Below are 16,319 nucleotides of genomic sequence, written 5' to 3'. Positions count from 1 at the left end.
ATAACGCCTTTAATAAAGGGCGATGTCCTGGCCGCTAAGTGCTTTTAACACGCGATGATATGAATCTTAATATAAAGGCACAAAAAGAAAATACCTACGATGCCATCGTGGTGGGTTCCGGCATCAGCGGTGGCTGGGCTGCGAAAGAGCTGAGCGAAAAAGGTCTGAAAACACTGGTGCTGGAAAGAGGTCGTAATGTAGAACATATCAAGGACTACACCACCGCCATGAAAGCGCCCTGGGAATTTGCGCATCACCTCAACACCACCAATGAAATGCGGGAGAAACATCCCATCCAGAGCCGCTGCTATGCTTTTGACGAAGCAACGCAACAGTACTGGGTAGATGATAAAGAGAATCCCTACAACGAAGTAAAACCCTTTAACTGGCTGCGTGGATATCATGTGGGCGGACGTTCCCTGATGTGGGGACGGCAGGTGTATCGCTGGAGTGACCTCGATTTTGAAGCCAATGCAAAGGACGGGCACGGTGTAGACTGGCCTATCCGTTATAAAGACATTGCTCCCTGGTATGAATATGTGGAAAGATACATCGGCGTAAGCGGGCAGGCCGAAGGATTGCCCCAGCTACCGGATGGCGTTTTTCTGCCACCCATGGAAATGAATTGCCTGGAAAAACATGTGGCTGCCCGCATAAAGGAAAAGTATAACGACCGTATCATCACCATCGGCCGTGTGGCACACCTGACCAAAGGATTGAAAGATCGCGGTCCCTGCCAGTACCGTAACCTGTGTGCACGTGGTTGTCCGTTTACCGGCTACTTCAGCAGCAATGGTGTGACCTTGCCTGCAGCAGCTGCTACCGGCAATATGACCCTGCGTCCTGATTCAATAGTACTGGAAGTATTATATGATAAAGACAAAAGCAAAGCAACCGGTGTAAGGGTGATGGATTCCCATACTTTACAAACAGTAGAATATTATGCAGATATCATTTTCCTGAATGGCTCTACACTGGGTACCAGCTGGATCATGATGAATTCTGTATCTGACCGTTTCCCGAATGGTTTTGGTAACGACAGCGGACAACTGGGACATAACCTCATGGACCACCACTTTGGCGTTGGTGCCGGTGGCGAATTTGAAGGTTTTGAAGACCAGTATTACAACAGTGGCCGCCGGCCTAATGGCATTTATATTCCCCGTTTCCGCAATACCAACGACAAAACCATGCAAAAGGATTATGTACGTGGATTTGGTTACCAGGGTGGTGCCGGCAGAGACAGAGGTACCAGCTGGGAAGGTATTGGCGTACAGTTGAAAGAAGCACAGACCGAACCCGGTAAATGGAATATGGGCGTGGGCTCATGGGGAGAACATCTTCCTTATTTTGAGAATAAGGTAACGATGAATAAAACGAAGAAGGATAAGTACGGACTGCCAACATTGGACATAGACTGTGAGTTTAAAGACAATGAAAAGGCCATGCGCAAGGATATGCAGGCCAGTGCGATAGAAATGCTGGAAGCAGCAGGACTGAAGAATGTGGGCGGCTATGATAGTGCACCTCCTCCGGGGCATTGTATTCATGAAATGGGAACGGCCCGTATGGGTAAAGATCCCAAAACATCTGTGCTCAACGGTTTTAACCAGGTACATGCTGCAAAGAATGTATTTGTAACCGATGGGGCGTGTATGGCTTCCTCTTCTTGTGTGAATCCCTCTATCACCTATATGGCGCTTACTGCCAGAGCATGTGATCATGCTGTTAATGAACTTAAAAAAGGAAACATTTAGTAGAAATTACGAATTAGAAATTACGGATGACGGATTTGTGGGTAGACGAACAGCTACTTACAAATCCGTCATCCGTAATTTGCAATTCGTAATTATTTAACGTATTTTGTACGCTTATCTGCAACTTATTTGAACAATGAAAAAAGTAATCCTAAGCGGCATGCTGGCGCTATCCTGTTGGATGGGGCAGGCAGTGCAGGCACAAAACAAACATTCCTTTGCCTTGAGTAAAACGGATTTCATGCTGGATGGTAAGCCTTTCCAGATGATCAGTGGTGAAATGCATCCGGCCCGTATTCCCCATGAATACTGGCGTCATCGTATCCAGATGGCGAAAGCGATGGGCTGTAATACGATTGCGGCTTATATTTTCTGGAACTATCATGAAACGGTAAAGGGACAGTTTGATTTCAGCAGCGGCAATCACAACATTGCAGAATTTATCAAAATAGCACAGGAAGAAGGTATGTGGGTATTGCTGCGCCCGGGGCCTTATGTATGCGCAGAATGGGAATTCGGTGGTTTACCACCTTACCTGCTGCAAACGCCGGATATCAAAGTGCGTTGTATGGATCCGCGCTATATACAGGCTGTTACCACTTATGTGGAACATCTCGCGGCAGAAGTAAAACCGTTGCTGGTTACCAATGGCGGTCCGGTGGTGATGGTGCAGATAGAAAATGAATATGGCAGTTACGGTAACGATAAAGCATATTTAAATACACTGAAAGACATGTGGGTGAAGAATGGTATCAATGTTCCATTCTACACCGCTGACGGTGCTACTGCCTACATGCTGGAAGCAGGTGGAGTAGAAGGAGCCGCCATAGGACTGGATTCCGGCGGCTCTGAAGCTGATTTCGCTGCTGCAAAAAAACAAAATCCGAATGTACCTGCGTTCAGCAGCGAATCTTATCCGGGTTGGTTAACACACTGGGGCGAACAATGGCAACGTCCGGGCATTGATGGCATCTCTAAAGAAGTAAAATTCCTGATGGATACCAAACGCTCTTTTAACTTGTATGTTATTCATGGTGGAACGAATTTCGGTTATACTGCCGGCGCCAATTCAGGCGGTAAAGGCGGTTATGAGCCGGATGTAACCAGTTACGACTATGATGCACCTATTAACGAGCAGGGAAGCGCTACGCCTAAGTACCAGGCCCTGCGTCAACTGTTAGGTAGTTATCTCCCGAAGGGCAAAAAATTACCGGCTGTTCCGGCACCCATCCCCACAATTACCATCCCGGAGTTTAAGCTCAATGCATTTACGTCTGTATGGGATCATCTGCCAACGGCGATGCATACTCCGCAACCTAAACCATTTGAGGCCTTTGGTCAGGACTACGGATTTATGCTGTATAAAACCACGCTGATTGGCCACAAGAGTGGTAAGCTGTCGGTGAAAGACCTGCATGATTATGCCACTGTATTTCTCAATGGAAAATACATCGGTAAAATTGACCGTCGCCTCGGTGAAAAAACCATTGACATTCCGGTGAGCGATGTACAAAATCCTGTACTGGAGATCCTGGTAGAAGGAATGGGCCGTATCAACTTTGCAGATGCACTCATTGATCGTAAAGGAATCACGGATCGTGTAGTTCTGAACGGTATGACACTGATGAACTGGGAAGTGTATGGTTTGCCAATGACAGAGAAATTTGTGCAGGACCTCAGCGCTTCTGCTACAAATGCAACTAAACCAGGACAGTTCTTTAAAGCAACTTTTAACCTTGATAAGACCGGCGATACCTATATTGACATGTCCGCATACAAAAAGGGTATTGTTTGGGTAAATGGTCATAATCTGGGTCGCTATTGGGAAATAGGACCACAGAAAAGATTGTATTGTCCTGCTCCGTGGCTGAAGAAAGGCGCTAATGAAATAGTAGTGTTTGATTTACACCAGGAGGCAGCAGCACCGGTATCGGGAGCAGCAACACTTTAAATAGCAGAAAGCTATTGAAGCGAACGAATAGGTGGATCTTAATTCCGCTAATATCATTCTCTTCAATAGCTTTTTGCTTTCTGCTTTAAGCTTTCTGCTTTCTGCTACCACCTATTGTGTACTTTGTACACTAACAAATATTTCTCACTGCCTTGCTTTTAACAACGAAAATTGCTAACTTAGGAATGGTGGTTTTTCATTTATTTACTTTCTTAAAATGCATGCCATGGGAAAGGTACGCAATATCCTGCAGGCTAAGGGTCATGCAGTATACTCCATAAACCCTGACAACACTGTCTTTGAAGCCCTTCAAATGTTGGTCGATCATAACGTAGGAGCCCTGACGGTAGTCGACAGCCAAGATCATTTCCTTGGAATTTTTTCAGAACGTGACTATGCCCGCAGAGTGATTCTCAAGGGACGTGCTTCCAAAGAAACCCTGATCCGCGAAATCATGACAGAACGCCCTATTACAGTTACAGAAGAAGATTCCATTGAAGACTGTATGGGACTGATGACGGATAAAAGAATCCGTCACCTGCCTGTAATAGATGGACAAAACAGGTTGATCGGTTTGATCTCTATTGGGGACGTGGTGAAATTTATTATAGATGACCAGCGTTATATCATTACCAGTCTGGAATGTTATATAACTGGCACGCATACCTGATTTTCGCAGTAGAAACAGTTTTGCAGATTCGTACTAATTTTTGTAACTTCAATTTCATATAGTCTTTACCGTAATGCAGCGAATGAAACGTTATGAAATCAGATCCATATCTGGTTCCCTCTTTGAATTAAGCGGTTTACAGACGTATATTAATGTTTAACAGATTTGTTACAGTAGATTGGAAAGCATACTACTGGTTTTTCCTAAAGACTGGCATAACGGACTTTTAAGTAAATCGCTCGGAGGGCGAACACTTTGAAAAGCGCTGTTTCTGACATCACCCCCATTTGGCCATTTTTAGCATATGGTGCTATTGTTGTGATACTCATCGGTATCATACTGGGTCTTTCTTATGTATTAGGCCAACGCCATAAAGACCGCGCAACAGGCGAGGCATATGAGTCCGGTATTATCTMCACCGGCTCCGCCCGACTTAGGTTCCCTTCTCAGTTTTACCTGGTAGCGATGCTGTTCGTCATCTTTGACATTGAAACAGTATTGATTATTTCCTGGGCAATTGCCTACAAAGAAGTAGGCTGGACTGGCTTTCTCGGCGTTTCCATTTTTATCTTCATATTATTGGCTGTACTTATTTACGAATGGCGTAACGGCGCATTGGACTTTGGTCCCGATGGGAAGAAAATATTACGCGCCTACAAAAAAATGCGGAAGAGAAAATCCGCTAACGTTAACGGTTACACGGACATTAAGACTCCAACACCACAGGCACTTACGTAACAGCAGCATGTTGATTTTATGATTCACGCATAAAGTAAATCAACTCTTTTATGAAATGGTGGCTGACCAACGCAAATGATGTATCGGGCAAAGTTTCCGGCAATACTTCTATGGAAGAAGTAATCCAGCAAAGTGTGATGCTTACTTCTGTAGAAAGTCTCCTGGCCTGGGGACGCAAAAACTCGCTTTGGCCTTTCCACTTCGGCCTTTCCTGTTGTTTTGTAGAGATGGCAACTGCTATGACCCCCAAATATGATGTAGCCCGGTTCGGTGCAGAAGTAATCAGAGGTACTCCCCGTGAAGCAGATGTGATGATCATTGCCGGTACAGTGTTCATCAAAATGGCGCCTGTCATACAGCGTTTGTATGAACAGATGATGGAACCCCGATGGGTAATATCTATGGGCTCCTGCGCCAATTCAGGCGGTATGTACGACATCTACAGTGTGGTACAGGGAGTAGATAAATTTTTACCGGTAGATGTATATGTACCGGGTTGCCCCCCGCGCCCCGACGCATTTATGCAGGGCCTCGTTATGCTGCGCGACACTGTAGGTAAAGAGAAACGACCACTCAGCTGGGTGATCGGAGAACAAGGCGTGATCAGACCCGAGAAAATTTCCATGAAAGATACCCTGCGTGAAAAACGACAGCAAATGACGGAATTTAAAACACCTGACGAAATATAATAGCTTTTAGCTTTTAGCCATTAGCTCCTGGATTAATAGCGAAAGCTAATAATCAAAGACTATCGCTAAAATCTAACTGCTAACTGCTAAAAGCTAACAGCTAAAATCCATTCTATGCCCGAGCGCATTGCAGCGGAATTAAGCTCCCGTTTTGGTGATATCACCTTTCAGCCACAGGCTACACGGGATGGGACGCCTACCTTCTGGACGCCACAGGAGAATATTGTGGCCGTACTACAGTTTCTTAAATCTGAAATACAAATGCCCTATCGCATGCTCTATGACCTCACGGCCATTGATGAGCGTGCGTATAAACGGCAACAGAACGGGCATAAACCCTATGATTTTACCGTTGTTTACACACTTTTTTCCTTCGACAGAAATGAATTCCTGCGTATCAAAGCCGGTCTCCACGGCGAATACCCTGCACTGGACAGTATTACACCCATCTGGACTTCCGCCAACTGGTACGAACGCGAAGTATATGATATGTTCGGCATCCGGTTCAATGGTCACCCCCTGTTAAAACGCATTCTTATGCCCTCCACCTGGGAGGGGCATCCGCTCCGTAAGGAGCACCCGGCACGCGCTACTGAAATGGGGCCGTTTAAGCTCTATGACGAGAAGCAGGATAGGGAGCAGGAGGCCCTGCGGTTTAAACCTGAAGAATGGGGCTTAAAACGCCATAGCGAAGATGCTGACTTCATGTTCCTCAACATAGGCCCTCAACACCCCGGCACCCATGGCGTATTACGTATTATCCTGCAACTAAACGGAGAAGATATTGTAGATGCCGTACCTGACATCGGTTTTCACCACCGTGGCGCCGAAAAAATGGGAGAACGGCAATCCTGGCATACCTATATTCCCTATACCGATCGTATTGACTACCTCGGTGGCGTGAATAACAACCTGGCCTATCTGCTGTCGGTAGAACAGCTGGGAGGTATTGACGTACCACTCCGGGCACAGGTAATCCGTATTATGCTCTGCGAACTGTTCCGCATTGCCAGTCACCTGGTATGGTATGGCACCTTTGCTCAGGACCTGGGGCAGCTATCTCCCGTATTCTATATGTTCACTGACCGTGAACGCATCTTCGAAATCATTGAAGCCATCTGCGGCGGCCGCATGCATCCCAACTGGTTCCGCATAGGTGGCGTAGCCCAGGACCTGCCCAACGGCTGGGAACCATTGGTGAAAAACTTCATCAGCTATTTCCCGAAACAGCTGAAAGAATACGATAACATGGTGATGAAAAATTACCTGTTTAAAGCCCGCACCAAAGGAATCGGCATCTATACCCTGGAAGAAGCTATTGACTGGGGCGTTACCGGCCCCGGACTCCGTGCCTGCGGCATGGAGTGGGACATGCGCAAGAAAAGGTCCTACGGAGGTTACGAAAACTTTGCTTTCGAGATCCCGGTTGCTCACAACGGAGATTGTTACGACAGAGCGGTAGTACGGGTGGAAGAAATGCGGCAGAGCCTCCGCATCATCGAACAATGTGTGGCCTACATGCCATCCGGCGATTATAAGTCGCACCACCCGCTGGCTACCCCTCCGGTAAAAGCACGCACCATGCAGGACATAGAAACACTCATACACCATTTCCTCAACGTAAGCTGGGGGCCCGTTATTCCTGCCGGTGAAGCCATGGTGGTCACAGAGGCCACCAAAGGATGGAACAGCTATTACCTGGTCAGCGATGGCAATACGGCTGCCTACCGGGTAAGAGTACGAACGCCCTCGTTCCCGCACATGCAAATGATTCCGCTGATCAGCCGCGGTTATACAGTGGCAGATCTGCTTTCTATACTCGGAGGAATGGATTATGTACTCGCAGATATTGACAGATAACCTGATAACATATGCTCTCTGCTATCGAAATAGAACAAATCACACATGAGCTGCAACAGGTGCCGGTAAAAAAGGCCGCCTGTATCGAAGCCCTGAAAATTGTACAACAACAACGCCGCTGGGTATCAGACGACAGCGTGGCCGATATTGCCCTGCTGCTGGAAATGAGCACCGCGGAAGTAGACAGCGTGGCCACTTTCTATAACCTGATTTTCAGGCACCCCGTAGGTCGCCATGTAATTCTGCTCTGTGACAGTATCAGTTGCTACGTGATGGGCTATACGGAAATAAAGCAGAAACTGATGGACCTGCTGCAGATAAAATATGGACAAACAACACCCGATGAACGCTTTACCCTGTTGCCCAATGCATGCCTCGGTACCTGCGATCATGCACCGGCACTAATGATTGATAATGACCTCTACAGAGATCTGAAAGAAGAAGATCTTTCACAAATACTGGATCAATATTTATGAATATGGAACGTCCGCTCACACAACATATTCCCGCTTCGGGCGCTGCACTTCATCTGAAGGAGTACGAAGCAGTGGGCGGGTACTCCGCACTGCGCAAGGTATTACAGGAACTTACGCCGCAGGAAGTAACCGGAAAGGTAAAAGATGCGAATCTCAAAGGGAGAGGAGGCGCAGGCTTCAGCACCGGTATGAAATGGAGTTTTGTTCCCATGAATGTGGCCGGCCCCAAATACCTCGTTGCCAATGCCGATGAAATGGAACCCGGTACTTTCAAAGACCGGTGGCTGCTGGAAGGCAACCCACATCAGTTGCTGGAAGGGATGATCATTTCTTCTTATGCGATACAGGCCACACAGGCGTTTGTATTTATGCGCTGGGCATATAAGGAAGCTGCGCACATCATGCGCCAGGCCATTGCAGATGCTTATGCGGCAGGCTATCTAGGTAAAAATATACTAGGTAAAGATTACAGCCTGGAAATGCAGTTGCATACAGGCGTAGGCAGATATATGTGCGGGGAAGAAACAGCCCTGCTCAACTCACTGGAAGGTAAACGCGCCGTACCCCGCGCCAAGCCGCCCTTTCCACAGGTAAGTGGATTATTTGGTAAACCTACCATTGTGAACAATGTAGAAACATTGTCTTACATACCGCATATCATGAATAACGGAGGCGACTGGTTTAAATCACTGAGTTATACCGCCGACGGGGGGACGAAAATATACGGTGTAAGCGGAAAGGTTAACAAGCCCGGTGCCTGGGAACTACCTATGGGGGTTACTATGCGGGAATTGCTGGAAGAACACGCGGGAGGCATGAGAGCTGGTTATCGCTTTCGCGGTGCACTGCCCGGTGGCGCTTCAACTGATTTCCTAACCGATGCCCATCTGGATGTGAAAATGGATTTCGCAGGAGTAGCGGCCGCAGGAAGCCGCCTGGGTACCGGCACTATGGTCGTATTAGACGATCGTACCTGCCCGGTTGGTTTTGTACATAACCTGGAACATTTCTTCGCACAGGAATCATGCGGCTTCTGTACGCCCTGCCGCGAAGGACTGCCCTGGACAGAAAAAATATTATATGCTTTGGAACAGGGACACGGAACGTATGCAGATCTGGAACAACTGGAAATGCATACGAAACTGCTTGGCCCCGGGAATACCTTCTGTGCACTGGCACCCGGTGCCATGGAACCTTTACAGAGTGCGCTGAAATATTTCCGGGAAGATTTTGAGCAACACATCAAAGATAAAAAATGTCCATATGCCCATCATTAACATCGATAATAAAACCTATGAAGTAAAGGAGGGCAAGAACCTGCTGGAAGCTTGCCTGTCGCTTGGTTTAAACCTTCCTTACTTTTGCTGGCACCCGGCCCTGGGGTCAGTAGGTGCCTGCCGGCAATGTGCAGTGAAAGTTTTCAAAGATGAAGAGGACACCAAAGGAAGAATCGTGATGTCCTGCATGGAGCCTGTAAAAGATCAGCTGCGTTTATCCATTGACGATAAAGACGCAAAGGATTTTCGTGAACATGTGATCGGGTGGCTGATGACCAATCACCCGCACGATTGCGCCGTATGCGATGAAGGCGGTGCCTGCCACCTGCAGGATATGACAGTGATGACCGGGCACTCCTACCGCGATTATCATTTCACCAAAAGAACGTATAATAACCAATATCTCGGCCCATTCCTTAACCACGAAATGAATCGCTGTATACAATGCTATCGTTGTGTGCGTTTTTATAAAGACTTTGCAGGTGGTAAAGACCTCGATGTATTTGCTGCGCATAACCACGTGTATTTCGGACGTCAGCAGGAAGGGACCCTGGAAAGTGAGTTCAGTGGCAACCTGGCAGAGATTTGCCCTACCGGGGTATTTACAGATAAGACGCTCAAACAGCATTATACCCGCAAATGGGACCTTACTTCGGCCGCTTCTGTATGCCAGGGCTGTGGCCTTGGCTGCAACATCCTGGCCGGCGAAAGATACGGCGCCATCCGGCAGATTACCAACCGTTTTAACGGCGCTGTGAACGGATATTTTCTTTGTGACCGTGGCCGTTACGGCTATGAATTTGTGAATAGTGAACAACGTATTAAAACACCGATGGTATATCACGGGCCTGCCGAACAGGCAAATGGTATCCCGATATTGCAGCATATTCATCACCGGATGAAACCCGGTAAAACAATAGGTATCGGTTCTCCGCGTGCTTCATTGGAATCCAATGCGGTATTAAAAGAACTCGTAGGAGCAGACAATTTTTACCTGGGTGTTTCCGCCGCAGATCATGACCTTGTATCCCTTTCCCTCAGAATACTTCAACAAGGCCCGGTACGCGCCGCATCACTGCAGGAAGCGGCAGCAGCAGATGTGGTGCTGATCCTGGGAGAAGATGTGACCAACACGGCGCCCATGCTGGCCCTGTCTGTACGACAGGCCATACGCCGTATTCCGGTAAACGAAGTAATCAACAGTGTACATATGCCCGCCTGGCAGGATGCCGCGGTGCGTGAGGCCGTACAGGATAGCAAAGGCCCGCTGTATATCCTGAATGTACAGGAAACAAAACTCGATGAACTGGCAGCAGGTGCCTGGCATACAGCTCCTGATAATATTGCACGTATAGGCTTTGGCGTTAGTCACCTGCTGAGCGATAAAATGCCGGTAGTCACCGGTATGTCGGAACAGGGTAAAGCCATTGCGGTGGAAATTGCCAACGTATTAAAGACGGCAAAAAATCCGCTTATCATTGCCGGCTACGGCAGTGGCAGCGAAGCTGTGATCAAATCAGCCGCCAATGTAGCCTGGGCACTGCATGACCTGGGCATCGATGTCATGCTCACCTTCACCGTTCCGGAATGCAATAGCATGGGACTGGAAATGTTAGGTGGCCATCGCCTGGAATCTGCAGTAGACCGCGCCCTGAATAATGAAGCAGATACGGTAATTATTCTCGAAAACGATCTGTATCGCCGGTTAAATCAGCATAGGGCCGATCTTTTTTTCAGCAAGGTACATGATGTGATTTTGCTGGATCATCTCTATAACGCTACTGCAGAAAAAGCAACGATGATATTGCCGGCAGGCACCTTTGCGGAATCTGATGGCACACTGGTGAACAACGAGGGACGCGCCCAACGTTTCTTCCAGGTATTTTCAACGAAGACCGCTGTACAGGAGAGCTGGCGCTGGCTGTTACAAATAGCCGCCGGTAACGGGCATGTCACACTGTCGAAGCTGCAACACCTCGATGATGTGGTAAGTCATGTTGCTGCCACATGGCCGGTTTTTGAAGGTATCGATACACTGGCACCACATGCGGATTTTCGTATTGCCGGGCAGAAAGTACCGAGAGAACCGCATCGTTACAGTGGCCGCACAGCCATGCAGGCAAACCTGCAGGTGAGCGAACCTAAACCGCCGGAAGATACCGATACCGCCCTCTCTTTTACCATGGAAGGATACCGGGGAGAACCACCATCCTCCATGATTCCTTTCTTCTGGGCGCCGGGATGGAACTCTGTACAATCCGTGAATAAATACCAGGTAGAAACCGGTGGTCCCCTGCATGACGGCAACGGTGGTAAGCGTTTAATTGCTCCTCGCGTTAACGGACATACGCCGTTTTATACAGAGGTGCCTGAACCCTATCTGGCGATGACGGAACACTTACTGCTGGTACCACTTTATCATATTTACGGATCAGAAGAACTGAGCGTGCATACGCCGGGGGTGGCAGAGCGTATTCCTGCACCCTATATTATGCTGCACAGTGAAGATGCGAAAAGGCTGCAGGTAGCAGCAGGATATCTGTTACATTTTAAAGATAACGGTCACAACTATACGTTACCGGTGATCATCAATGATACATTGCAGCAAGGGGTTGCTGGTATACCTGTAGGCCTGCCGGGCATACAGATTGCAGAAGCGCCACAGCTGATAAAAGTATAACTATATGACAAACTTCTGGTGGATCATAGGAGGGGTGCTGTTTGCACTGTTAAATACGGCGGCCGGTCTTATCTGGGTAGAGCGCCGGATGCTGGCGCTGTGGCAGGATCGCTACGGACCTAACAGGGCCGGCCCTTTCGGGCTGCTTGTGGTGCTGGCGGATACGATTAAACTGTTTTTTAAGGAAGACTGGATTCCTCCTTTTGCAGATAAAGTAGTGTTTGTATTTGCGCCGGCGGTGGTAATGCTTAGTGTACTCATGAGCTTTGTGGTGATGCCTTTTGCACCTAATATCATTGTGGCAGACTTAAATATTGGCTTGCTGTTTTTCCTGGCCATGTCGTCATTAGGGGTGTACAGCGTGGTGCTGGGTGGTTGGGCTTCCAACAACAAATATGCGCTGCTGGGCGCTATGCGCGGGGCTTCTCAGATGATCAGCTACGAGGTATTTATGGGACTTGCGTTGATGGGAGTTGTGGTATTGAGCGGCTCTTTTAACCTGCGCGAAATAGTGGAAGCACAAAGAACGGTATGGTTTATTGTACCGCAGTTCATCGGATTTCTCATCTTCCTGGTAGCAGGAGTGGCGGAAACGCATCGGCTGCCGTTTGATATACCAGAGGCAGAAAGTGAGCTGGTAGCGGGCTTTCACTCGGAATATTCCGGGATGAAATTCGGGATGTTTTTTATAGGAGAATACCTTGGTATCACCCTTATTTCCGGTATGCTGGTCACCTTGTATTTCGGTGGCTGGCTGGGACCTGCTTTCCTGCCGCCGGTACTATGGTTTGTTATAAAAACTTTTGCCTTCATCATGCTATTCATTCTGTTCCGGGCGTCTATGCCACGGCCCAGGTATGATCAGCTGATGGAGTATGGATGGAAGGTATTATTTCCGTTATCGATATTAAATCTGATGGTAACGGCGGCGATCAAACTTTGGTTAAATACTTAAAACTCAAAATAATGCTTAGTCTGGTAAGAAGTATGTGGCTGATTTTCCTGCATATGTTCCATAAGCGGGAAACCTTTCAGTATCCGGAGCAGAAAGCGCCGTTGCCAGCCCGCTGGCGTGGCCGTATAGCACTCACCCGTGATCCGGACGGAGGCGAGCGTTGTGTGGGTTGTTATCTCTGTGCAGCCGCCTGCCCGGTGGATTGTATTTCATTACAGGCAACGGAAGATGAATCCGGCAGAAGATATCCTGAATTTTTCCGTATCAATTTCTCCCGTTGTATTTTTTGTGGTTTCTGTGAAGAAGCTTGTCCCACTTACGCAATACAGCTATTACCTGATTATGAAATGGCGGAGTACAACCGGCAGAACCTGGTGTATGAAAAGGAAGATCTGCTGATCAACAGTCAGGGCAAGTATCCCGGATATAATTATTACAATGTAGCGGGCATGGCTATACGTGGTAAAGATAAAGGAGATGCCCAGCAGGAGGAACCACCAGTAGATATAAAAAGTTTAATGCCATGATCGGACCCGCATTCTATATCGCTGCAGCTATTGCCATCTTAGCCACTATTATGGTGATTACACGCTATAACATTATGCACGCGCTGTTATACCTGGTAGTATCCTTACTGGCAGTGGCAGTAGTATTGTATCTCTATGGTGCGCCTTTTATGGCAGCATTGGAGGTGATTGTTTATGCCGGTGCTATTATGGTACTGCTGATATTCTTTGTGATGATGCTGAATCTCGGCAAAGAATCTGCGGCGCAGGAGAAGCTATGGTTGAAGCCCCGTATCTGGATCTTTCCTTCTTTGCTTTGCATCATCCTGTTGGGAGAACTGGTGTTTCTTGTTTTACAGAATCGTCAGCCTGCCGCAGAAATACAGATAGTGGATCCCAAAGCGGTAGGAATGGCGTTGTTCGGGCCATACATCCTCGCGGTAGAACTCACAGGTATGTTGTTGATGGCGGGTATTGTGGGCGCCTATCATCTGGGGCGTCAGAAAGAAAAAACATTACACCGGTTCCTGGAAAATAATGAACTATGAACTTGCATCCTACTACTGCGGGTATGTTGCTCGCCGGCGTTTTATTTGTGCTGGGGCTGATCAGTATACTGGTACGCCGCGACATTATTTTTATGTTGTTATCAGTAGAAGTGATGCTCAATGCTGCGGGACTGGCCTTTGTGGTCGCGTCTTCCCACTGGGGTACGGCAGATGGACAGGTGATGTTCATCTTTATACTGGCCATGGCAGCAGCAGAAGTCTCGGTTGGCCTGGCACTGATACTACAGTTATACCATCAGCTCAAAACATTGGATAGTGATGAAGCCGCAAAAATGAATGGATAAAAAATCTTTATAACTATGTTCCCTGCACTCATACCGCTCATTCCTTTTGCAAGTGCCTTCCTGCTCATGCTGGGCTGGAAACGTATGAGCCGTATAGCCGTTACTGTAATTGGCTGCGGCAGTATTGGTATGGCTGCTATAGTAGCCGTACTGATAGCCATACAATTTGCCGGCAATGGTGAACAGGCCATTGTACAAAATGCAGCTAGCTGGCTGGAAGTGGGTGGATTTAAGATAGGCTTCGATCTCCGGATGGATGCGTTGTCTGTAGTATTTGTAGGGGTGATTACGATAGTAGGTTTCCTGATACATGTATATGCTTCCGGTTATATGCACGAGGAGCCCGACTACGCCCGCTTCTTCGCCTGCATGAATTTATTTGTAGGGGCAATGCTTACCCTGGTGATGGCAGATAATTTATTGCTGCTTTACTTTGGCTGGGAAGGAGTAGGACTCTGCAGCTATCTGCTGATTGGCTTCTGGTATAAAGATCCGGCCAATGGTTATGCGGCACGTAAAGCATTTATTGTTACGCGTGTAGGCGATACTGCTATGGCTATTGCGTTGTTTATGTTGTTTCAGTATACCGGTACATTACGTATCCCGGAGATACTGGAAAGCAGCACGCACCTGTGGACGAAAGGCGATCCGGTGATTACCTGGATTGCATTGCTGTTGCTGGGCGGCGCTGTAGGTAAGTCGGCGCAGCTACCGCTACAAACCTGGCTGCCGGACGCCATGGCCGGCCCTACGCCGGTGAGTGCGCTGATCCATGCAGCTACCATGGTAACAGCAGGAGTATACCTCATTGCGCGTACACATACTTTGTTTGAACTGGCACCTGATGCACAAACCACTACCGCCGTAATAGGTGCTATTACGCTGGTGCTGGCCGGTTTTAGCGCATTGGTGCAAACAGATATTAAAAGAGTGCTGGCTTATTCTACCATCAGCCAGATTGGCTATATGTTCCTGGCATTGGGCTGTGGCGCCTGGTCGGCAGCGGTATTTCATTTTGTTACACATGCATTTTTTAAAGCCCTGCTGTTTATGGCTGCCGGCGCTATTATTGTGGCGTTGCATCATGAACAGGACCTGTTTAAAATGGGTGGACTGAAAAAACAGTTGAAGGGTGTATACTGGGTTTTCCTGATAGGCTGTGCTTCTCTGGCGGCTATTCCTTTTGTAACAGCCGGCTTTTACAGTAAAGATCAGATTATCTGGTTGTCCTGGTCTGCCGCAGGCGGACATATGGGTTTCTGGCTGGCTGCCTTGCTGGGCGCATTACTTACGGGCATGTACACCTTCCGGATGTTTTTCCTGGTGTTTTATGGAGACATTAAAACGGAGGTGCATCATCATCCTGGTAAAAGCATGATGATCCCACTCTATATCCTGGCAGTATTATCTACTATTGCCGGATTTATAGAACTGCCGCATACGTTAGGGCATGTAACGCTTTTCAGTAACTGGCTGCTGCCGGTATTGCCAGCGGTTACGGTGTTGCAGGAGAGTGTTTCCCTGGAATGGACTTCCCAGGCATTATCTGCTGTACTTGCGCTGAGCGGTATAGGACTCGCCTATGCATGGGTAGTGTTACATCCGAAAGGGATGTCTGACTTCCTGGAAATGCCTGCCATCCTTTGGTTACGTGGTTTTTGGAGCAGGGGATGGGACTTCGATAAACTATATAATATCCTGTTGGTATATCCTTATGTATACCTGTCACGCATGAATAAGAAAGATCTGATAGACAAAATGTATACTCATCTCGCAGCAGCCATGGAGTGGTGCCATCATATGCTGGCACGCACGCAGAGTGGGTTGCTGCGGTGGTATATATTGGGTGTGGTACTGGGTGCAGTAGCGATATTGTCTGTACTCATCTGGAGAATATATATATAACT

The 16,319-nt window shown here is 47.9% G+C and carries 14 protein-coding genes; all 14 read left to right on the top strand.

Translation table 11 applies throughout. The annotated features are described in order from the left end of the window. The first annotated feature begins 59 nt into the window (after positions 1 to 59). Positions 60 to 1,757, top strand: a complete 1,698-nt coding sequence (locus AC1DCV_RS07690; protein WP_477022642.1) for a GMC oxidoreductase — start codon at positions 60 to 62, stop codon at positions 1,755 to 1,757. A gap of 136 nt (positions 1,758 to 1,893) precedes the next feature. Next, complete coding sequence (locus AC1DCV_RS07685) at positions 1,894 to 3,708, top strand: glycoside hydrolase family 35 protein (protein WP_477022641.1); 1,815 nt, start codon at positions 1,894 to 1,896, stop codon at positions 3,706 to 3,708. A 226-nt stretch (positions 3,709 to 3,934) separates the two neighbouring features. Continuing rightward, positions 3,935 to 4,378 (top strand): CBS domain-containing protein, encoded by a 444-nt coding sequence (locus AC1DCV_RS07680; RefSeq protein WP_477022640.1) that lies wholly within the window; start codon positions 3,935 to 3,937, stop codon positions 4,376 to 4,378. 255 nt (positions 4,379 to 4,633) lie between these two features. Then, entirely contained in the window at positions 4,634 to 5,116 is a 483-nt protein-coding gene (locus AC1DCV_RS07675) for an NADH-quinone oxidoreductase subunit A (protein WP_477022639.1), read from the top strand. A gap of 50 nt (positions 5,117 to 5,166) precedes the next feature. Further along, positions 5,167 to 5,805 carry an NADH-quinone oxidoreductase subunit B gene (locus AC1DCV_RS07670; protein WP_441574059.1) on the top strand — a complete coding sequence of 213 codons (639 nt, stop codon included), beginning with the start codon at positions 5,167 to 5,169 and terminating at the stop codon, positions 5,803 to 5,805. 114 nt (positions 5,806 to 5,919) lie between these two features. Continuing rightward, entirely contained in the window at positions 5,920 to 7,665 is a 1,746-nt protein-coding gene (gene nuoC, locus AC1DCV_RS07665; RefSeq protein ID WP_477022638.1) for an NADH-quinone oxidoreductase subunit C/D, read from the top strand. A gap of 11 nt (positions 7,666 to 7,676) precedes the next feature. After that, complete coding sequence (gene nuoE / locus AC1DCV_RS07660; RefSeq protein ID WP_477022637.1) at positions 7,677 to 8,141, top strand: NADH-quinone oxidoreductase subunit NuoE; 465 nt, start codon at positions 7,677 to 7,679, stop codon at positions 8,139 to 8,141. Positions 8,142 to 8,143: 2 nt separating this feature from the next. Then, positions 8,144 to 9,418, top strand: a complete 1,275-nt coding sequence (gene nuoF, locus AC1DCV_RS07655) for an NADH-quinone oxidoreductase subunit NuoF (protein ID WP_477022636.1) — start codon at positions 8,144 to 8,146, stop codon at positions 9,416 to 9,418. Further along, positions 9,405 to 12,098, top strand: a complete 2,694-nt coding sequence (nuoG, locus tag AC1DCV_RS07650; protein WP_477022635.1) for an NADH-quinone oxidoreductase subunit NuoG — start codon at positions 9,405 to 9,407, stop codon at positions 12,096 to 12,098. The genes nuoF and nuoG overlap by 14 nt, the downstream gene beginning before the upstream one ends. A gap of 4 nt (positions 12,099 to 12,102) precedes the next feature. Next, a complete protein-coding gene (nuoH, locus tag AC1DCV_RS07645; RefSeq protein ID WP_477022634.1) occupies positions 12,103 to 13,053 on the top strand; it encodes an NADH-quinone oxidoreductase subunit NuoH in 951 nt (316 codons plus the stop codon). An 11-nt stretch (positions 13,054 to 13,064) separates the two neighbouring features. Continuing rightward, a complete protein-coding gene (gene nuoI, locus AC1DCV_RS07640; protein ID WP_477022633.1) occupies positions 13,065 to 13,580 on the top strand; it encodes an NADH-quinone oxidoreductase subunit NuoI in 516 nt (171 codons plus the stop codon). Then, complete coding sequence (nuoJ, locus tag AC1DCV_RS07635; RefSeq protein WP_477022632.1) at positions 13,577 to 14,107, top strand: NADH-quinone oxidoreductase subunit J; 531 nt, start codon at positions 13,577 to 13,579, stop codon at positions 14,105 to 14,107. The genes nuoI and nuoJ overlap by 4 nt, the downstream gene beginning before the upstream one ends. Further along, on the top strand, positions 14,104 to 14,412 hold the full coding sequence (nuoK, locus tag AC1DCV_RS07630) for an NADH-quinone oxidoreductase subunit NuoK (RefSeq protein ID WP_477022631.1): 309 nt from the start codon (positions 14,104 to 14,106) through the stop codon (positions 14,410 to 14,412). The genes nuoJ and nuoK overlap by 4 nt, the downstream gene beginning before the upstream one ends. Before the next feature lie 15 nt (positions 14,413 to 14,427). Further along, positions 14,428 to 16,317, top strand: a complete 1,890-nt coding sequence (nuoL, locus tag AC1DCV_RS07625; protein WP_477022630.1) for an NADH-quinone oxidoreductase subunit L — start codon at positions 14,428 to 14,430, stop codon at positions 16,315 to 16,317. Positions 16,318 to 16,319: the final 2 nt, after the last annotated feature.

Source organism: Chitinophaga sp. 10T418 (assembly GCF_056394125.1).
This window is presented reverse-complemented; position numbering and strand designations above follow the sequence as displayed.